Genomic DNA, 20347 nt, shown 5'->3' on the forward strand with positions numbered 1-20347 from the left:
TTGACACAGGTCATAGACTAATCATTACACTTTTGTACTATCGGCTATGACAACTTATAAATAATAATTACATGGATGAGTCGTAAGTAAGACTAGACTATAAATTGGGGAGGGATTTTAAAGATGAATGAATCTGTATACAAAAATATTTTTATTCTAAGTTGTGTCTGTAGAAATGACAAGAAGTAAATTCGATAAACAAGTGAATTATAGGGGAAGGGCGGATTACAATGATATTACACGCAAAATCGTTCCACAATAAAGATAAAATCCAACGTGCTAAAATAGGACTTCAACTCTTTCTGAGTATCTTAATCATTACTTCTATTATTTTAAATGTAGGAGTAATAATTACGGAAAGTAGGGCGCTTATTGTGGTATATATGTTTACCCCAGCATTATCTTCTATTTTGACTCGCATAATACTGAAAGAAGGGTTTAAAGATGTATCTTTTAGTCTCGGTAACTTAAAGATATGGAAGGGGATCGGTTTTGCTCTGCTAATCCCTATGATTATTTGTGGTATTACTTATTCTATCGCCTGGTTGAGTGGAATTGCAGGGTTTCAGTATCCCGAAGGTGGTATGATGTTAGAACCGATCTACAATATGCTTGGGTTTCAGTATGTAACGGCACCATTCAGCTTCATTTATCTAGTAGTATTGAGCGGCATTTTCGGAAGTTTGCTTAACTTAATCCCAGTTTTGGGAGAAGAAATGGGTTGGCGAGGTTATATGCTCACAAGGCTAGTCGATGCAGAGTTTTCACGGCCCATCCTTATTAGTGGATTGATTTGGGCAACGTGGCATGTTCCAATAGTTATTGCTGGTCTATATGTAGCGGGACCATCTGTCGTTCTTTCAGTACTTGGTATCTATCTTTGTATTGTACCATTCGGTTATATTATAGCTTATTTACGACTTATCACAGGTAGCGTTTGGCCTTCGGTTATCATCCATGCTACTTGGAATGCCATTATTCAAGGACCTTTCGCACGTGCAAGTACAGGATATCAAACTGAGATTTGGATTGGAGAATCTGGCTTGATAACCGCTATTATTATATTAATTACTGCAATAATTACGTCTCGAATAGTAAATTTCACGAAATAGCATATGGATGTGTTGTAAATTCAATTAGTGAAATATGGCGAGGCGAAATAAGATGCTCCTAAAAATATTAGAAAAATATAGTTAACTCATGCATTCATAATTAGGTAGATGTTATATGTGAATACGATTGAGGTGCAATTATGAATATCCAAAGAAATGAAAGAACTACGAATGAAGTAAATGTAAAAGTAATACAAACAAAAAGCGAATATAGATAAAATTTTTTTGATACATTTATGAGTATAAAAATTTATTTATAAGAAAAATATGATTTAATTAGGCCGTTAGAAGGAAGGCGACAATTTCAATTGTATAAGGACAAAAAAGGAGCGGAAATAAGCTCCTTTTTTATTTACCTTACTATTTTTAGGAGGTTAGTATGAATAAGGTGTGAATAAAGGATGAATAGCATTTTTTTGGATGGAAATCCCACTCTTTTTTGTATGGAATATATGTGAAACGTTGTATAAAATAAGCAAGTATGTCAAAAATAATAGGAGGAAAGATGTGAAGAGAAATAAGAGTTTAGTAAGTTTTTTAGGAGTGTGTATGATGTTGTTTTCTTTTTGTTTCCAAGGAAATGTACAGGCTGATGTAAATACTGTTCAATCTGGAAAAATAAAATCAGGAAACGTAACGGTATGGGAAGTTGGAAATGTATCGAAAGTGTTGGCTGATGTAGAGCGTTTAAATTTAAATGCAGTAAATGTACCGATTCAAGTTGATATTCCGAATGTTACTTCTACTAATATGGTAATTAATCAGGCGCAAAAGAAAAAGGCTATTATTTTAATTCAAGAATTATTAAAGCGTAATATTCAAGTGATAGTGGAACCGTTCCCGTATATTCAGCAAGGCAATGTTGGGGAAACGGAATGGAACCCAAGTAATATTAATGATTTCTTCTGGAATTGGAAAACGGTTATTCTGCAAGATATTTTTAATTCCATTACAAGTAAATACAATGTGTACGGAATCAAGATTGCCTCTAATTTCGTGAATATGGAATACGCAGAGGGATACTGGAGCGATACGATTGATTTTGTTCGTAAGCAGTATAAAGGAAATGTATTGTATCAAATGAATTGGTGGTTAACAGCAAGCTTTGATCCTTCTTATGAAGCGAAGTTTAAAGAGAAAATCAATCGTCCGTATTTAAAAAAGGTGGATATTGTAAGTATTGATAGTTGGTTTGAAGTTTCAGGAAATAGAAATCCAACATACGAAGAAGTGAAGAAAAGTTTATTTGCGACGACAGTCTATAATCGTGGGCAAAATGTTGTGCAGCAATTGGAACAATTACATAAAGCAACAGGAAAGCCCGTTTATTTTGGTGGGTTTAACGTTCCAGCGCGTGAACTTGGACTACAAAATCCGTGGAATCCAGATGTTTCAAATGTGTTTTCAAAAGACATACAATTAAACGGATGGCGCGCTTACCGAGATGTATTAGAACCGAAACCATATTTTAAAGGTTTTTCAATTTGGTTTATTGGCTCACATAATAGTACGCATGCGTATCAAATACATAGTAAAGAAGCAGAAACGGTTATTAATGGTTGGTACCGAAAATAATTTTTATTAAATAGGTAAGTTTTGAATTTTACCACATATATTTCTAGTGAAAGGCCTTTCACCATCTTATCACCTAGGGGGCAATCATAATGAAATTTTTGTCTTACCTTACAGTAATTTTGGTGATTCTTGGCGGTTTGAATTGGTTATTTGTAGCGTTAGATTACAATGTAGTTGAGAAATGGTTTGGTTCAATGCCGGCGCTTGTGGACACTATTTATTGGCTCATTGGTCTTTCTGCTATTTATCAAATTTTTGATCGGTTCTTCACGAACAATTAGCAATTATACTTTATTACTAGAGTGTTAAGTACGATTATGTACTTAACACTTTTTTGTATGTTCATAAAAAGCAGTTTGCACATGCGAGCGATTCCATTGCGTCTTACGCCTTAATAATAGAAAACAAATTGACCACGTATTATATTTTAGGTTATAATTCAGAAAGTTTAAAAATTAATAAAAATAAGAAATAGGGAGGTTATCAGGGTGATGGAGAGAGTATATAATTTTTCAGCTGGACCATCAATACTCCCTTTGCCAGTTTTAGAGAAAGTGCAAAAGGAGCTTGTAAATTATAACGGGACAGGCATGTCTATTATGGAAATGAGTCATCGATCTTCTTATTTTCAAAGTATTATAGATGAAGCGAGTAACTTGCTTCGTGAATTAATGAGCATTCCTGATGAGTATGAAGTACTGTTTTTACAAGGCGGTGCGTCATTACAATTCTCTATGATACCGTTAAATGTAATGAATACGTACAAAAAAGCAGGGTACGTATTAACTGGCTCATGGTCTAAAAAGGCGATGCAAGAAGCTGAAAAAGTAGGAGAAGTACAAGTGCTTGCTTCCTCTGAACAAGAGAAGTTTACTACAATTCCTAAACTGGATGGTTTACTGATCGATGAAAAACTAGATTATGTACATATTACAACGAACAATACAATTGAGGGGACGAAATATGTGGACATTCCACATTTAGATAAAGTACCGCTCGTTGCGGATATGTCCTCAAATATTTTATCAGAACAATATGATGTTACGAAGTTTGGCCTTATATATGCGGGAGCGCAAAAGAATTTAGGGCCAGCGGGCTTAACGATTGTTATTATAAATAGAGATTTAATTGGGGGAGCAAATCGCTCTTGTCCTACGATGTTAAACTATGAAACTTACAGCAAAAATAACTCCTTATATAATACACCGCCGTCCTTTAGTATTTATGTAACGAAACTTGTACTAGAGTGGTTGAAAGAGCAAGGTGGGGTATCTGCGATTGAAGAACAGAATAGAATGAAATCTTCACTTCTTTACAATTTCTTAGATGAATCAAAATTGTTTACTTCACCAGTTGATCCTACGTATCGATCACTTATGAACATTCCGTTTACAACACCGTCAGAAGAGCTGAACAATGAGTTTTTACAAAAAGCGAAAGAACGCGGTCTTGTTACGTTAAAAGGACATCGCTCAGTCGGTGGTATGCGTGCAAGTATTTACAATGCGATGCCAGTACACGGTGTACAGCAATTAGTAAATTATATGAAGGAATTTGAGCTTGAGAATAGATAGGGAGATGGGGATATGTTTCGTGTTCAAACGTTAAATCAAATTGCGGAAAAGGGTTTGCAAGTTCTTGACGGAGAGCGTTATGAAGTAGGGGATAGAATGGACCACCCAGATGGTATTTTACTTCGCAGCTATTCTTTACACCAAGAAGAATTTTCAAAAGACTTAAAGGCGATTGCAAGAGCTGGTGCAGGTGTAAATAATATTCCTGTTGAGCGATGTACGGAAAAAGGGATTGTAGTATTTAATACACCAGGAGCGAATGCTAATGCAGTAAAGGAACTTATTATCGCCAGCCTGATTATGTCTTCACGTAACATTATTAATGGCGTAAGCTGGACGAAAAATTTAGAAGGTGAAGAAGTACCACAGCTTGTTGAATCTGGAAAGAAACAATTTGTTGGGTCAGAAATTGCAGGGAAGCGTCTAGGGGTTATCGGCCTTGGCGCAATCGGTGCTTTAGTTGCGAACGATGCGTTAGCTTTAGGAATGGACGTTGTCGGATATGATCCTTACATTTCAGTTGAAACGGCATGGCGCCTTTCTACACATGTGCAAAGGGCATTTAGTTTAGATGAAATTTTCGCAACGTGTGATTATATTACACTTCATATTCCACTTACGAATCAAACGAAGGGGATTATTGGTGAACACGCTGTAGAAAAGATGAAAAAAGGTATGCGTTTATTCAATTTCTCTAGAGGAGAACTTGTAGATGAAAAAGTTCTTCAAACAGCGTTAGAAGAAGATATTATTACACATTACGTAACAGACTTCCCGAATGAAAATGTAATAAAGATGAAAAATGTAACAGCGACGCCTCACCTTGGTGCCTCTACATCTGAATCGGAAGAAAATTGTGCAATCATGGCAGCACGCCAATTACGTGAATATTTAGAGACAGGAAATATTCGTAATTCAGTAAACTATCCAAACGTAGAATTACCGTATATCGGGAAAAAACGAATTACGATTATGCATCAAAACGTTCCGAACATGGTAGGACAAATTACAGGATGTTTAGCAGAGCATCATATTAATATTGCCGATATGATTAATCGCAGTAAACATTCTTGGGCGTACACAATGATTGATATTGATAACGGAATTGATGATATAATAAAAGAGAATATTGTGGAAAATATAAGCAAAATTACAGGTGTTGTAGCCGTTCGAATGATTGTGTAAAGGAGAGAGGTAAACTTGGCAAAAATCCGACCGTTTCGGGCCATTCGTCCAGTAGAAGAAAAAGCAGCGGAAGTTGCAGCTTTACCGTATGACGTATTAAATAGTGAAGAAGCAAGAGAGGTTGTAAAAGGGAATCCGTATTCTTTCTTACACGTTGATAAAGCAGAAATTGATTTAGATCCGGCACTTTCGCCGTACGATGATCGTGTATATGAAAAAGCCGGTGAAAATTTAAATCGATTTATACGAGAAGAAGTATTCATTCAAGACGAAGAGCCAGCGCTCTACATTTATGAACTGACGATGCAAGGGAGAACGCAGTCAGGTCTTGTCGTTTGTACATCTATTGATGAGTATGAAGATGATACAATTAAAAAACATGAAAGAACGCGTCATGAAAAAGAGCTAGATCGCATTCGTCACGTAGATGTGTGTGATGCGAATACAGGTCCTATCTTTTTAACATATCGTACAAAAGAAGAGATAAAGCGTTTCATTGCTAGCTGGAAAGAAGAACATGCGCCAATCTATACATTTACAGCAGAAGACGGCGTTAGGCATGTTGCGTGGAAAATAGCTGATGAAGAAGTAGTTGCAAGTTTAGTAAACTTATTTGAAGATATTCCTAATTTGTACATTGCAGATGGGCATCACCGCTCAGCATCAGCGGCAAAAGTTGGGCTAATGCGAAGAGAACAATATCCGAATTACACAGGAGAAGAAGAGTTTAATTTCTTCCTATCTGTTTTATTCCCCCATGATGAGTTATCTATTTGGGACTATAACCGAGTTGTAAAAGATTTAAACGGCTTATCAGAAGAACAGTTTTTAAAACAAATCACGCAATACTTTTATGTAGAAGAAGCATCACTTTCACCGTATAAACCAAATGAGCCAAAAACTTTTGGAATGTATGTAAATGAGAAGTGGTATAAGCTTACAGTGAAAGAGGAAACGTTTGATGCGAATGATCTTGTGAAAGGTTTAGATGTATCTATTCTGCAAGATCATTTATTAAGCCAAGTACTTGAAATACACGATCCACGATCTGATTCACGCATCGATTTTGTCGGAGGGATCCGCGGATTGGAAGAACTAGAACGCCTTGTAAAGAGCGGTGAATATAAAGCAGCATTCGCATTATATCCGACATCGATGGAATCTTTATTAGCAATCGCAGACGCCGGAGAAGTTATGCCGCCAAAATCAACGTGGTTTGAACCGAAACTGCGCAGTGGGTTGTTTGTACATTCTTTAAAATAATGATAGACTTCTTTAGTTTGGAAAACCGAAATGATTTTTAGTTTCGGTTTTTCTTATTTTGGCTCAGTAAACGTTTCATGTTGATTTTAATGTTAAGATTGAAATATGTAACAACAGGTCGCTACAAAAAAACGGAGGAAATACGATGAAAATACAGCTGCAAAAAAGTTTTTATGTTGAATTGAAAAATGCAATTCGTTGTCATTATAACGAACTTTTAACAAGATGCGGTGTTGACACAATATATGGGTACTCCATATTAACAGACGATTGTGTCAATAGCATTGGACCAGTGGCTAATGAAGAAAGACTAATCAAAGTTAATAAATCGGACCCTTTATACAATTATTATAGATACGGAGCTATTGAGTGGAGCGAATGGGACGATTTTGGAATGTTTGATGAAGTGAACAAAATTATTAAGAAATATCATAATATCGTCGAAGATGACTTTAACATACGAGTACATACACTGTTGAAAGAAACGTTAAATGTGTTAATGGAACTTGAATTAGAAGGATTGTTTGGAGACAGAAATGATAATCGATTTATTGTCATTTGTGTAACTGATTCATCGAACGAAATCATGATTGAATCAGCTCGATTGCTTAATACATTAAAGACATACGAAGAATATGCTTCAGAATTTGCATAAGAATGAATATAAGTAAAACTGCGCTCTATAAGAGGCGATTTTCATTTAATAGAAAGTCACCAATTAATAGTAACCATTCGTTGTGACGTAACCATCGAACAATTTGAGCCTGATGAAAAAAATCGCACAAAGATTATTGCGATGTTTACATGTAGGAATCAACTTGAAAAAGAAGTTATGAAGGGGAGATAAGGCTAGGTAGCATAAAATATATCACTATATGTGGAGTGGTTAATGCAAACATGTGGGTTCATTGGTTTTAAATGATGAATTTGCAGTGGTAGCGGTAGTGGAGGGGAAAGAATATGTTGAGTATAAAGATAAAAAGGTATTTTTGCTTTGTTGTTTTTCAAAAATAACGGATAAAATTTTCATATTTACGAACTTAGTGCATAATGATTGTTGGATAAATTGGAATACCACGTTCCTTTAGAATTTCAGACATATTATCTTTTTCAAACTACTTTTCTTTAACATATCTTATCTATTATGCTCCTTAGTTGGTTTTTCGGAGTTTATTATAGTTTAAAAAAGCTGCACGAGAACCTATATTTATATTGTTAAAATACACAACAATAAGGATAAAACCTACTTTGGAATTGCAAATGAAGCTTATGTATATGTGAAGTAAGGTGAAAGAGGGTCTGCACATAATCAATCACCCTTTTTTATAACATTTCTTTGCAGAGATACGTTATAAAAAAGGGTTTTTATTTGAAAGTTGAAAAATAAATTCTATTAATCATTCATATTTTATTAAATTACTTTGACCTAATTATAAGTCAGCTGAAACTGTACTTATTCCAACTTGGATAGTGTTAATAACAGTATATAAGTTGTGGTATTAGTTTATAGGAGTAGAACCTAATTTTCATTTGATGTATTTATTGAATGATTGGCTATAGTACTATACTTCTTATTCATAACTATATAAATCCAACCAATAACTGATAAGATAACTGGATAGAAAATAGCCCAACCACTAAATGAGTATACAATAATACATATAATTAGAGATAGGAAGGCCATCCACCAACCTATATCACGCACTTTTAATAATTTAAGAGCAGCTAGCATTGTAAAAATATATGAAGTAATAAATATTACACTAGGACCTTTAAGAAGCATTTCTAAATTTGGTCGTGCCATACCATAAAAAATTAAAATACAACTAAAAATGCCTCCTAGAACTAGTAATACCCTAGTTGGAGTTTGAAATTGAGAGTGTAACTTAGCAAAGAAGGAAGGGAAATGTCCTTCTCTAGCTTGAGCGTAAATCATTCTTGAAAAACCTGCAATGTTAGCATGTACAGCACTAAACGAAATGAAAATTGCTAAAATAGTTGTTATATATGTACCTATCGGTCCTAATCCTTTTGATATTAGAATACTAAGGGAAGCTATCTGATCTTTATCACCATATGAGTGGGTCCCTATTGTTACAAAAGATATTGCAATGTACATAATGGAGATACAAATTGCTCCTAAAAATAAACTAATCGAAATATCCTTAGCGGGCCTTTTAAATTCTTCAGCTAATGGGGTTATCATTTCCCACCCTACAAATGAGAAAAAGATAATTACAGAAGAAGCGCCAACGGAAGACCACCCGTTTGGTACAAATGGTGTAAAAGAACTTAATTTTACATATGGTATAGAAACGATAACAGCGACAACTATTAAAAGTGAAATAATACAAATTACAAACACACTAACTTTTGATGATAGCTCGATCCCTTTTATATGTAAGAGTAAAGAGGTAATTAAAATTAATGCTGCAATTCCTATAACACTAAGATTGCTTATTGGAAAAACATATCCAATATAATGGGCACCTGTTAAAGCAATAATAGGTACTCCAATAGGAATAGAACCTAACATAATCCAGCCTAGGATGGCACTTGTATTTGCATTAAATGCCATTTGAACATAAGCTGTAATTCCTCCAGCACTGGGAATCATTTTAGCAAGACGCGCTAGAGTCGCTACAATAGGAAAAGCTAATATAGACATGATAACCCAAGATAAAATTGAAGCTGGTCCAGCGCTATTCGCAGTAATTGAAGGTAAAATAAGGATTCCACAACCTAACACAGCTCCGATGGTTAATGCGGTCCCCTGTACCCAATTAATTGAACGTTTCAATGATTGTTGTGTCAAGATTCTCAGCCTCTCTTTCGTTAATTGATATTAATTATATAAAGTTTAAAAAAAAGATAACATGCTATAATTTATGTATTAATTATAATTTTCTTAAAGAATTTAAGAATTATTAAATGTTTTCTTAATTAATCAAGGGGAGGCCAAGCAATGGACGATACAGATTTAAAGATTCTTTCTCATCTTCAGGAAAATGCACGTTTAAGTATGGTTGAAATAGGAAAACTGGTAGGTTTGAGTTCTCCTTCTGTTACAGAGCGAGTTAGAAGACTAGAAGAACAAGAGGTAATTATAAGTTATCGCACGATTGTTAATCCGAAAGAATTAAAAAAACATATTACTGCGTTTGTTTTGATGGAACCAAGGGATTGCAATAAATATAAAAAGTTTGCAATGGAACATTCAGATGTGGTTGAATGTCACCGGATTGCCGGTATGTATAGTTATCTAACAAAGGTAGTCACGGAATCTGTACATACACTCGAAGACTATATTAATTTGTGCTTAGAGTATGGAAAGCCTACAACCTTAATAGTGCTTTCTTCTCCAGTAGAACATAAATCATTTTTTACAGAGAGTGAAAAACTTTAATTACATATGAGTGGTTATTCAAAATAAAAAGCGTTAAATTAATACCTAATAGGAAATAGAGTCCTATTAGGTATTAATTTTCAGAAAATTATTTAGAAAATTTAGATAAAAAATAATATTTGACATATTCTTACTACTGGTGGAATAATGAACATTGTATTTTAGAAAAATTAAATTCTCAGTTAATTGGAGGTAGAATTATTATGAAATATGCAGTGCTCACAAATGATTTACAGTACGATTTGGTTAATAAAAATGAGGATAGAATTGCAGCTGTGGAGGCGTTTACGCCTAAAATGGTGTCTTTCTTAGATACTATGAGAGAAAATGATGTTTCTATTATTCACCTGCAGTTAATTAACTTAGAAGATGATCCGAAAGCTGAACGATATGGTGATTTTTTACCAGTCACAAAGGGATCTAAAGGTGCAGAAATCTTACCTGAGTTTCTTCATGAAAAAGATATTATTATGGAGAAAAATAAGGATAGTGGCTTTTTTGAGACAAATCTTGATGAAACCTTAAAAAAATTAGGAGTAGATACAATTATTATTACGGGTATGCAAACTCAAATTTGTGTCCAAACAACTGCAGCGGATGGATTTTTTCGTGGTTATAATGTAATCGTACCAGAAGATGCAGTTGTTTCAGCAAAGGCTGAAGATAAGGAACGAGCTTTAAAATGGTTAGGTTCATATTGTGCAAAGATTATGAGTATCGAGGAAATCTGTAATTCAATTTCTAAAAATGAAGATATTTCTTTTGATGGAGTTGCAATTCCGTAAGTAAATACGTTGTAATATCACTTGTTCTATGTAGCAAGTGATATTATTTTTCAAAAATAAAAATGAAAAGGAGTTTTAATAAATGAAATTAACTAAAGATTTAGAAAATATAATTTTAGACCATGGAACAGGAGGACTATTGAGTCAGGATTTAATTAGTTCAATTATTACTGCAAAACTAGAAGATGTTCACCTTGGAAAAATGGAGGATAGTGCCATTCTTGAGGTAAGTAGTAGAAGATTGGCGATGACAACAGACTCTTTTGTTATTGATCCTATCTTTTTTGGTGAAGGGAATATAGGTAAAGTAGCAGTTTGTGGAACGGTTAATGATTTAGCGGTTAGTGGTGCAAAACCACTTTATCTATCATTGGCATTAGTACTAGAAGAGGGTTTTCCAATTAAAGATTTGGAAGAAATATTAGATTCTATAAGAGAGACCGCGAAAGAAGGTGGAGTGTATATTGTTGCTGGTGATACAAAAGTTGTTAAAAAAGGTGAAGTAGACAAAATCTTTATTAATACAACTGGAATAGGAGTTTTTGAAGGAGATGTATCACCGTTTTCGGTAAACTCTATTCAAGAAGGTGACGATATCATTATAACAGGACAACTAGGAAACCATAGTATACATATCCTTTCTATCAGAGAAGGATTAGGGTTTGAACAGAGAATAAATAGTGATTGTGCACCATTAAATCATATGATATCAGAGTTGAAAAATCATTTTGGTGATTCTATACATTGTATGCGAGATATTACAAGAGGCGGGTTAGGTACAGTTTTAAATGAAGTCTCAGAAACAATTAATACTGGAATAAAAATACAAGAAAGAGATATTCCTATGTTAGCAGAAACTATTATGGCTGCCGACATGTTAGGTGTTAATCCAATGTATCTAGCTAATGAGGGCAATGTTTGTATGTTTGTGTCTCCAGAGGTAAGTGAGGAAGTCGTGAGGGTATTAAAAAATACTAAATATGGTAAAGAAGCTGCGGTAATTGGTAAAGTTACTCAAACAAAAGAAAGACAAGTGCTCATGGAAGCAAAATCAGGTGAATTGAAACTCATTGAGTTGTTATATGGGGCAGAATTACCTCGATTATGTTAGGAGACAATCTATGAAAAAAGTAATAAATATGTTTATAAAAAAGTATCAAGTTAAAGGCATTGTGCAAGGTGTTGGTTTTAGACCTTTCGTATATAGGATAGCAAAAAAGTATCATCTAAACGGATGGGTGTTAAATGATTCAAATGGAGTGCTTATAGAAGTAGAAGGGGAACAAAATAATATTACGCATTTTATTCATGATATTGAATTTAATTCCCCAGAATTGGCTTATGTGCAAGAGGTTAAATTAATAGAGGAACAAGAATCCAACAATCGTTATAGCTCTTTTGATATTTTGAGTAGCCAAAAACATAGTAGTAGGCAAACTTTAATATCTCCTGATACTTATGTATGTAATGAATGTTTAGACGAATTATTTGATCCAACGAATAGAAGGTTTCGTTATCCATTTATTAATTGTACAAATTGTGGACCTAGATATTCAATAATAAAAGATATTCCTTATGATAGACCATATACTACAATGGCCAAATTTCCTATGTGCAAAGAGTGTGATAAAGAATACAAAGACATATTGGATCGGAGATTCCATGCCCAACCAAATGCTTGCTGGAAATGTGGACCACAAGTTCAATTGAAAACAACAGATGGTACAAATGTCTCCACTGATAATCCAATAGAAAAAACAATTGATTTGTTGAAAAAGGGGAAAATCCTAGCTATTAAAGGGTTAGGTGGATATCACTTAGTTGTAGATCCAATGAATCATGAAGCTGTAAAAGAATTAAGAAAAAGAAAAAAACGGGATGAAAAACCTTTTGCTTTAATGTCATCTCAATTAGATGATGTGAAAAATTTTGCTGAAATAACAAAAAATGAAGAAACTTTATTAGTTTCTAAAGAACGACCAATTGTGTTATTGAACAAAAAGGATAATGAGTTTATTTCTTTAGATGTTGCACCAAATAATAATAATTATGGGGTAATGTTAGCATATACACCACTTCATCATCTTATTTTAAGAGGGAATTTTATTGCATTAATAGCTACGAGCGCCAATGTTTCTGATGAACCTATTGTATATAAAGATGGAGATGTAATTGAGCAGCTAAAGGGAATTGCAGATTATTATTTAGTACACAATAGGGAGATATTCACTAGAGTAGATGACTCTATTGTTAGGGGTATTGATTTAGATGATGAAGTAATAAAACTACAAATAATTCGTCGCGCTAGAGGTTATGTACCAAACCCAATTGATTTTAAAGAAGGATCAACTAATGTACTTGCTTTAGGAGCAGAATTAAAGAATACGATTTGCCTAACTAAAGACGAAAAAGCTTTTATTAGTCATCATATTGGTGATTTAAAAAACTATAAAATTTATGAATCGTTTAAAAATACTATAGCTCACTTACAAAAAATCTTTGAAATTAGTCCTTCTGTAATTGCAAGTGATCTTCATCCTGATTTTTATAGTACAAAATATGCATTTGATCAAAAAGTTTTACCAGTTGTACAGGTTCAGCATCATCATGCCCACATGGCTTCTTGTATGGTTGATAATCAATTAGATGGTCCTGTTTTAGGAGTTATTTTAGATGGTACGGGTTATGGTGATGATGGGAATATTTGGGGTGGAGAGTTTTTAATCGGTGATTTTCTTAATTATCAAAGAGCGGCATATATCGATTACTTTCAGCTGCCAGGCGGTGATAAAGCTGTTAAAGAACCGTATAGAATTGCTTTAGGAATATTGACGCAAATATATGGTGAACAAGTCAAAGAATTACCAATAAAGATAATTTCAGAGCGAAATAGTTTTGAACTAGATGTACTTATAAAAATGATTCAAAAAGGAATTAATTCTCCTCTTACTTCAAGTATGGGAAGGCTTTTTGATGCTGTTTCAGCACTATTGGGTGTCCGTGAAACAGTCCAATATGAAGGACAGGCTGCTATTGAGTTGGAGCAAGCGATTGATATCAATAATTCTTCCAATCCTTTATTATCATATGAAATAGTTGCTTCGAATGGAATTAGAAAAATCGATATAAAACCTATGTTTAAAGAGTTGGTATCTTTGATACTTAAAGATAAGTATACCAAGGGTGAATTGAGCTATCGTTTTCATTATACAATGGTTCAAATGATTACAGAAACCTGTAAACAAATTCGTCAAGAAACAGGGATTAATAAACTAGTTCTTAGTGGGGGAGTATTTTTAAATAAGTTTTTACTTGTAGAAACCTATAAGTCACTTAAGGCTTGTAAATTCGAGGTTTACATGCACAAACAAGTACCTACCAATGATGGGGGAATCTCTCTTGGTCAAGCAGCAATAGCAGCTCATCGCTATAAAGATATGCATTCGGTATAAATTTACAATAGCAATTATATAACTTTTCATTATTCTTTGTGAGTATAGTAAAAACGAAAAATTAGGAGGTGCTCTTTTATGGTAGTTAGTTCAAAAATGGATATATTTAATGAACTAGAATCCCAAGTTCGAAGTTATAGCAGAAGCTTTCCAACGATCTTCACTAAGTCTAAAGGATATAAATTATGGGATGTAGATGGAAAAGAGTATATTGACTTTTTCTCAGGTGCTGGTGCTCTTAATTATGGACATAATGATGATAAAATGAAACAGGTATTAATAGATTATCTTTTAGAAGATGGTATTATTCATAGTCTTGATATGGGAACAAGTGCTAAAGTGAATTTTTTAAAGCAATTTAACAAAATTATTTTGGAACCACGTGATTTAAACTATAAAATTATGTTTCCTGGTCCAACAGGTACAAATTCTGTTGAAAGTGCACTGAAAATTGCTCGAAAAGTGACTGGACGAACAAATATCATAAGTTTTTCAAATGCTTTTCATGGAATGAGTTTAGGATCACTTTCGATAACGAGTAATCATTTTAAGAGAAAGGGGGCTGGAGTACCACTAAATAATAGTATTATCATGCCGTATGAAAATTATTTAGATTCCCTTAATTCTTTATCCTATTTAGAAAAAGTATTAGACGATAGTGGAAGTGGAGTGGATTTACCTGCTGCAATTATTCTAGAAACAGTTCAAGGTGAGGGTGGTTTAAATACGGCTAGTTCCCAATGGTTAAAGGGAATTGACAGACTGTGTAAAAAATATAATATATTATTGATTGTCGATGATATTCAAGCAGGGTGCGGACGTACGGGGACATTTTTTAGCTTTGAACCTGCGAGCATTAAACCAGACATAATTTGTTTGTCAAAATCTATAAGTGGCATTGGCCTTCCGATGGCTATTACACTAATTAAACCGGAATATGATAAGTGGGAACCAGGAGAACATAATGGAACGTTTCGAGGGAATAATCTAGCATTTTTAGCAGCTACAGAAGCTTTGAGTTATTGGAAAGATATAGAGTTTATTAATGCTTTAAAATGGAAAAGTGAAAAAATCACTAGCTTTCTTAATGAGATTTGTTTGAAATACCCCCAACTTCAAGGAGAAGTACGAGGGAGAGGCTTTATGCAGGGCATAGCGTGTAATACTTTTGGAATAGCTAAAAAGATTTGCTCAGTTGCATTTGAAAATGGTCTAATTATTGAAACATCTGGACCTAATGATGAAGTTATTAAGTTGTTACCTTCTTTAACAATAGACTTAGAAGGATTAAGTAAAGGATTGGAAATGTTAGAGGATAGTATTTCTACTATTTTAAAAGAGGTAACTCACTAAGTTTGAACGACTCGCACTTAATAACCTTGCGAACCGTTTGCAGTAGTTGCGGTAGAAGAAGGAAAAGAAGCGGCCTACAAAGTGGATCTAACATTCTCATCTATTATGAGAGATTTAGATAAAATAATAAGTCAAATTCAAGAAGTTTCTGCATTAACAGAAGAGATATCTGCCGGCACAGAAGAAGTAAGTGCATCTCTTTCGCTAGTATATCATTCTAAATAATATATGATATTTTAAAATTCAAAACACCTTTCATTCACCATTAAAGAAAGGTGTTTTGAATTTGTTTTTTTAATTGTTTTTATAAATTGCACGTTGATGATGATATTATTTATATATAATCCCCTTATTTTACCTCAAATCGATAGGTGGGGAGAGAATTAATAAATGAGGGAATAATATATAAGGTAGTTGAATTGTAATGATCTATTCAACTATTAAAACAGCAAGTGAAATTTCTATTTATGAAGATAACACTTCTAAATATCCAATTTCATTAGGGTTTTGGGATAAATAATATATAACCTATATAGAAGAGTTAACATCCTATTTTATAGTAGTGGATAGTTATAAATTAGTACTTTAGGATTCATCAAGAAAAGTTCTTTTTTTCTGAATAATGCATATAAATTCGTGATATTTTATTATTAAACAAAATGGTTTTATATTTTATTAACTTATTACTTTCCATCTTCAATAATCATTTATTACAACAGCTTTAACGTCCAAAATAAGATGTTCCAACATAGGACAATATAAGTATCTTTATAATGATTTTTCAATATAATCAATGTGTTAATGAAAGTAATTCTGTGTTATTTTTACTTTTCTATTAACTAATACAGCTTCAAACAAAGGACATAATTGCTACATACTAAGTGAAATTTATTACCCATTCAAAATTCTGCCTATTCAATCTTTCTAAAAATAAAAAAAGATTGAACTCATAAATATACAAGTTATAATGAGGGCGTCGAGAGATAATATATGACCTTTAGCGAAAATATTAAACCTCGTTTTGGTTCGAAAATTCTAAAGAACTTGCCAGTAATTTTCTAAAATTTTACATACTGATATGATTACTATATGGAGGGTTGTGGAACAAAAGGAAAGTTTATTCAACCCAAGAAAGAAAGCGCTATCAAAAAAGGGTCTTATTATAAATTGATTATGCTAATAACTTAGATTCAACAGCAATTAAAAATAATAAACCATGGGGGTGCTTATATGAACATAAATGTAGCATCTATTAAAGAAAAAAAGGTTGTTAAATACAAAAGTTGTTTTGATGTGATTGGGCCCATAATGATAGGTCCTTCAAGTTCACATACTGCAGGTGCTTTGTCTATTGGAACAGTTGCTAATAAATTATTTCAAGGTCTTCCAAAAAAAGTTGTGGTAACGTATTATGAATCATTTGCTGAAACCCATAAAGGTCACGGAACTGATTTTGCAATAATTGCTGGTATATTAGGCTTTGCTGCCGACGACAGCAAAGTGCCAGATGCTATTAAAATAGCAGAATCTAAAGGGATTGACATTACTTTTATTGAAAAATCAGGTGATAGTCCTGCCGGTCATCCAAATACGGCAGATGTATATGTAGAGGATGATAGTCGAAGTATTAGAACGGTGGGTATTTCAGTCGGTGGTGGATTGATCGAAGTCAAACATGTTGAAATTGACGGATTTAGCTTAGAACTGCAGGGGCCATTGCCAGTTGTTATTGCAATTTCAGAAAGAGCTGACTTTGAATTTGTCTTACGCAGGATCTTTAAACAATATGATGTTGAAATTAACAACTTTCATAGTTTGAAAGATAAAACAAAATATTTATATGCATTCGCTTTGGATTCGCTATTGCCTGGTAATGCTCAGAAGGAGTTAGGGAATTTAAGCAATATAGCTAATCTTATTATTCTTTAGTTACATTAAGGAGAGAAAAAATATGTATATGGCCATAAAAGAAATTGTGGATGCAGCTAATAAAAGTCAAAAGACAATTCATGAATTAGCAATTGAACAGGAAATCGAACAAACTAAAACTTCTTATGAAGAAGTTTGGAGTAAAATGGAACAAAATTTAGCGACTATGCAAAATGCTATAAATAAAAGTATCGAGGGCGACGGTGTATTTTCTCCAACCGGTTTAACCGGAGGTGATGCAGTTAAAATTAAAAACTATCGAGAAAATAGGAAAACTCTTTCTGGAGATTTGATGGTGTTAGGGATTCAAAGTGCTATCGGTGTTAATGAAGTAAATGCTGCATTAGGAGCTATTTGTGCAACTCCAACAGCGGGTGCGAGTGGGACGATTCCGGGAGTCCTATTTAGTATTAAGGATACGTTGCAGTTAAGTCATGAAGATATGATACATTTTCTATTCACATCAGCGTTATTTGGAACGATAGTAGCAAACAACGCTTGTATTTCAGGAGCGTATGGAGGATGTCAAGCTGAAGTAGGCAGTGCCTCAGCAATGGCGGCTGCAGCTGCGGTAGAAGCTGCAGGTGGAACGCCACAGCAATCTTCTGAAGCTTTTTCGATTGCATTACAAAATTTACTCGGTTTAGTTTGTGATCCGGTCGCTGGTTTGGTAGAAATTCCTTGTGTAAAGAGAAACGCCATTGGAGCGACAAATGCTTTAGCAGCAGCGGACATTGCATTAGCCGGCGTAAACAATATCATCAATGCTGACGAAGTTATTGAAGCGATGTATAGAGTTGGAAGACAGATTCCTCGCGAATTAAGAGAGACAGGTTTAGGTGGAATTGCGGCTACACCTACAGGGATTGCCATTAAAAATAAAATATTTGGGGAGAAACAATCAAATCAATGAACAGTTAACGTCTACATTGTGAAAAGGTTAACAATCTATTCTCTATTGTTCGCTTAAGGATTTCTGGATATTGGGGGAATTATCAATAAAATATCCTACTATATAATTGAAACATTTTGTAAGTGGTAACAAACTCGTCAGGTTGATGCTTCGTTAATTTTTTGAGTCTGATCAACTTAGAAGAAGGATATACGATGTGGCGCACTTTATAAACAAAAAGAACGGTCTATATTCCTATACCTTAAATAAAGACGTAAGAATAGGAAACAAGGAGGAATTAATATATGAATGGGAATACTGCAAAAAACATAGAATTTCAAGCTGATAATACGGCAGTAAAAAATGAAAAATACCTAGACCCTAAAAAATGGCATAAACAGGATACTACCTGGGCATTGAGCCTTTTTGGAACAGCAATTGGAGCAGGGGTACTCTTTTTACCGATTAATGCAGGTTCAGGTGGTTTATTATCATTGCTGTTAATTACCATACTTGCATATCCAGTTATGTACTACTCACATAGGGCGCTTGCTAAAATGATTTACGCTTCGAATTCTGCCGATGAGGGGATTACAGGTACAATAAGAGAATATTTCGGAAATAAAGCAAGTATCATTTTTAACATCGTATATTTCGTCTCCATTTATACGATCGTGCTGATGTACTCGGTCGCACTTACAAATACGGCAAGTAGTTTTATTGTACACCAATTGCACATGCCGGAGCCTCCAAGGGCTATTTTATCACTTGTATTAGTACTCGGTCTTATCACTATACTAAATTTTGGTCAGGATATTACTGTAAAGATAATGAGCATGCTAGTATATCCTTTCATTGCTTCTCTACTTTTTATTGCAATATCTTTAATTCCACAATGGAATACTTCAATGCTAAGTTTTTCAAGTGTTTCTACTGTTTCAGCTGGAACAGGGTATTTCGGAACGGTTTGGATGATACTACCAATCATCGTATTCTCGTTTAATCATTCTCCTATGATTTCGTCATTTGTTATGAAACAGAGAGCTACGTATGGAATAGACGCTACTGATGCCAAGTGTGCTCAAATACAAAAAGTTTGTTATATTATGACATTCGCTGTTGTTATGTTTTTTGTTTGGAGCAGTACTTTAAGTTTGACTCCAGATGATCTTAAGGTGGCAAAAGAACAGAACTTGTCAATCCTATCATATCTTGCTAATGAGCTTAATTCGCCAGTAATCACTATTGCAGCTCCTATGATTGCATTTGTGGCTATTACAAAGTCTTTACTTGGCCATTATATAGGAGCGTATGAGGTAATGCGTGACATGATTATCAAGTCCAGTAAAAAACGTGGGAAAGATATAGGAGAAAAAACAGTTAAGACAATGATTCTTACTTTTGTTGTATTAACATGTTGGTATGTTGCTTATACAAATCCAAGTATTCTTGGAATCATTGATGCCCTTAGCGGTCCGTTAGTCGCTGCTATCTTATGTCTATTACCGATGTATGCGATTCGTAAAGTACCAGTACTAGCAAAATACAGAGGGAAAATGAGTAATGTATTTGTAATTGTTATAGGGATACTTACTGTTCTAGCAAGTATTAAGTCATTATTCTAATTTACTGTAGTTAGTTCTGATGCAAAAATAATAGGATATGAAATGAGAATGAAAGATTCCTAGCGGAACTAAATTATATAGTGTTAAACCAAAGAGATTCTGGTTTTGGACAAACTATTCATCTGGGATAGTTTGTCCTTTTTTGATTATATGCATAACTTCTATTACAGCAATCTTTTTTTAGCTGGTTGTTATG

Annotated in this window: 17 protein-coding genes and 1 pseudogene; 17 read left to right on the plus strand and 1 reads right to left on the minus strand. The window is 33.8% G+C overall.

The window, feature by feature from the left end; all coding sequences use genetic code 11:
• The first annotated feature begins 230 nt into the window (after positions 1 to 230).
• From MR113_RS11290 to MR113_RS11325, 8 genes and pseudogenes are all read left to right on the plus strand, one after another.
• Positions 231 to 1112 (plus strand): CPBP family intramembrane glutamic endopeptidase, encoded by an 882-nt coding sequence (locus tag MR113_RS11290; RefSeq protein WP_242254268.1) that lies wholly within the window; start codon positions 231 to 233, stop codon positions 1110 to 1112.
• A gap of 507 nt (positions 1113 to 1619) precedes the next feature.
• Entirely contained in the window at positions 1620 to 2687 is a 1068-nt protein-coding gene (locus MR113_RS11295; protein ID WP_242254270.1) for a glycoside hydrolase family 113, read from the plus strand.
• A gap of 89 nt (positions 2688 to 2776) precedes the next feature.
• The gene (locus MR113_RS11300; protein WP_062822221.1) at positions 2777 to 2968 is read left to right on the plus strand and encodes a DUF378 domain-containing protein; all 192 of its coding nucleotides are present in this window, start codon (positions 2777 to 2779) and stop codon (positions 2966 to 2968) included.
• A gap of 210 nt (positions 2969 to 3178) precedes the next feature.
• Entirely contained in the window at positions 3179 to 4261 is a 1083-nt protein-coding gene (gene serC / locus MR113_RS11305; protein ID WP_242254272.1) for a 3-phosphoserine/phosphohydroxythreonine transaminase, read from the plus strand.
• Between the two features lie 12 nt (positions 4262 to 4273).
• Complete coding sequence (locus tag MR113_RS11310; protein ID WP_242254273.1) at positions 4274 to 5446, plus strand: 3-phosphoglycerate dehydrogenase family protein; 1173 nt, start codon at positions 4274 to 4276, stop codon at positions 5444 to 5446.
• Between the two features lie 15 nt (positions 5447 to 5461).
• Positions 5462 to 6709 (plus strand): DUF1015 domain-containing protein, encoded by a 1248-nt coding sequence (locus MR113_RS11315; protein WP_242254274.1) that lies wholly within the window; start codon positions 5462 to 5464, stop codon positions 6707 to 6709.
• A 145-nt stretch (positions 6710 to 6854) separates the two neighbouring features.
• A complete protein-coding gene (locus MR113_RS11320; RefSeq protein WP_000701635.1) occupies positions 6855 to 7364 on the plus strand; it encodes a DUF4303 domain-containing protein in 510 nt (169 codons plus the stop codon).
• Positions 7365 to 7436: 72 nt separating this feature from the next.
• Positions 7437 to 7556 (plus strand): annotated as a pseudogene (locus tag MR113_RS11325) (enoyl-CoA hydratase); the annotation flags it as partial.
• 672 nt (positions 7557 to 8228) lie between these two features.
• Here MR113_RS11325 and MR113_RS11330 read toward each other — a convergent pair.
• Positions 8229 to 9524 (minus strand): APC family permease, encoded by a 1296-nt coding sequence (locus tag MR113_RS11330; protein ID WP_098320634.1) that lies wholly within the window; start codon positions 9522 to 9524, stop codon positions 8229 to 8231.
• A 150-nt stretch (positions 9525 to 9674) separates the two neighbouring features.
• Between MR113_RS11330 and MR113_RS11335 the strand changes: the two genes are divergently transcribed.
• From MR113_RS11335 to MR113_RS11375, 9 genes are all read left to right on the plus strand, one after another.
• Entirely contained in the window at positions 9675 to 10115 is a 441-nt protein-coding gene (locus MR113_RS11335; RefSeq protein WP_000342842.1) for an Lrp/AsnC family transcriptional regulator, read from the plus strand.
• A 203-nt stretch (positions 10116 to 10318) separates the two neighbouring features.
• Entirely contained in the window at positions 10319 to 10900 is a 582-nt protein-coding gene (locus MR113_RS11340) for a cysteine hydrolase family protein (protein WP_000872526.1), read from the plus strand.
• 82 nt (positions 10901 to 10982) lie between these two features.
• Positions 10983 to 12011 carry a hydrogenase expression/formation protein HypE gene (hypE, locus tag MR113_RS11345; RefSeq protein ID WP_242254276.1) on the plus strand — a complete coding sequence of 343 codons (1029 nt, stop codon included), beginning with the start codon at positions 10983 to 10985 and terminating at the stop codon, positions 12009 to 12011.
• 10 nt (positions 12012 to 12021) lie between these two features.
• Entirely contained in the window at positions 12022 to 14352 is a 2331-nt protein-coding gene (hypF, locus tag MR113_RS11350) for a carbamoyltransferase HypF (protein WP_242254280.1), read from the plus strand.
• A gap of 78 nt (positions 14353 to 14430) precedes the next feature.
• Entirely contained in the window at positions 14431 to 15705 is a 1275-nt protein-coding gene (gene ectB / locus MR113_RS11355; RefSeq protein WP_098320635.1) for a diaminobutyrate--2-oxoglutarate transaminase, read from the plus strand.
• Between the two features lie 81 nt (positions 15706 to 15786).
• On the plus strand, positions 15787 to 15930 hold the full coding sequence (locus MR113_RS11360) for a hypothetical protein (protein ID WP_000366276.1): 144 nt from the start codon (positions 15787 to 15789) through the stop codon (positions 15928 to 15930).
• 1005 nt (positions 15931 to 16935) lie between these two features.
• Positions 16936 to 17634, plus strand: a complete 699-nt coding sequence (gene sdaAB, locus MR113_RS11365) for an L-serine ammonia-lyase, iron-sulfur-dependent subunit beta (RefSeq protein WP_098320637.1) — start codon at positions 16936 to 16938, stop codon at positions 17632 to 17634.
• Positions 17635 to 17656: 22 nt separating this feature from the next.
• Entirely contained in the window at positions 17657 to 18547 is an 891-nt protein-coding gene (gene sdaAA, locus MR113_RS11370) for an L-serine ammonia-lyase, iron-sulfur-dependent, subunit alpha (protein ID WP_098320638.1), read from the plus strand.
• Positions 18548 to 18831: 284 nt separating this feature from the next.
• The gene (locus tag MR113_RS11375; RefSeq protein WP_242254282.1) at positions 18832 to 20151 is read left to right on the plus strand and encodes an aromatic amino acid transport family protein; all 1320 of its coding nucleotides are present in this window, start codon (positions 18832 to 18834) and stop codon (positions 20149 to 20151) included.
• Positions 20152 to 20347: the final 196 nt, after the last annotated feature.

The sequence above is a fragment of the Bacillus cereus group sp. BfR-BA-01379 genome, from assembly GCF_022663605.1.
Taxonomy (GTDB): domain Bacteria; phylum Bacillota; class Bacilli; order Bacillales; family Bacillaceae_G; genus Bacillus_A; species Bacillus_A mobilis.

Excerpts from the sequence above, each read along its gene's own strand:
- ectB (WP_098320635.1), top strand. The coding sequence starts at position 14,431 with ATGGTAGTTAGTTCAAAAATGGATATATTTAATGAACTAGAATCCCAA.
- MR113_RS11290 (WP_242254268.1), top strand. The coding sequence starts at position 231 with ATGATATTACACGCAAAATCGTTCCACAATAAAGATAAAATCCAACGT.
- MR113_RS11375 (WP_242254282.1), top strand. The coding sequence starts at position 18,832 with ATGAATGGGAATACTGCAAAAAACATAGAATTTCAAGCTGATAATACG.
- serC (WP_242254272.1), top strand. The coding sequence starts at position 3,179 with ATGGAGAGAGTATATAATTTTTCAGCTGGACCATCAATACTCCCTTTG.
- sdaAB (WP_098320637.1), top strand. The coding sequence starts at position 16,936 with ATGAACATAAATGTAGCATCTATTAAAGAAAAAAAGGTTGTTAAATAC.
- MR113_RS11340 (WP_000872526.1), top strand. The coding sequence starts at position 10,319 with ATGAAATATGCAGTGCTCACAAATGATTTACAGTACGATTTGGTTAAT.
- MR113_RS11320 (WP_000701635.1), top strand. The coding sequence starts at position 6,855 with ATGAAAATACAGCTGCAAAAAAGTTTTTATGTTGAATTGAAAAATGCA.
- hypF (WP_242254280.1), top strand. The coding sequence starts at position 12,022 with ATGAAAAAAGTAATAAATATGTTTATAAAAAAGTATCAAGTTAAAGGC.
- hypE (WP_242254276.1), top strand. The coding sequence starts at position 10,983 with ATGAAATTAACTAAAGATTTAGAAAATATAATTTTAGACCATGGAACA.
- MR113_RS11300 (WP_062822221.1), top strand. The coding sequence starts at position 2,777 with ATGAAATTTTTGTCTTACCTTACAGTAATTTTGGTGATTCTTGGCGGT.
- MR113_RS11310 (WP_242254273.1), top strand. The coding sequence starts at position 4,274 with ATGTTTCGTGTTCAAACGTTAAATCAAATTGCGGAAAAGGGTTTGCAA.
- MR113_RS11335 (WP_000342842.1), top strand. The coding sequence starts at position 9,675 with ATGGACGATACAGATTTAAAGATTCTTTCTCATCTTCAGGAAAATGCA.
- sdaAA (WP_098320638.1), top strand. The coding sequence starts at position 17,657 with ATGTATATGGCCATAAAAGAAATTGTGGATGCAGCTAATAAAAGTCAA.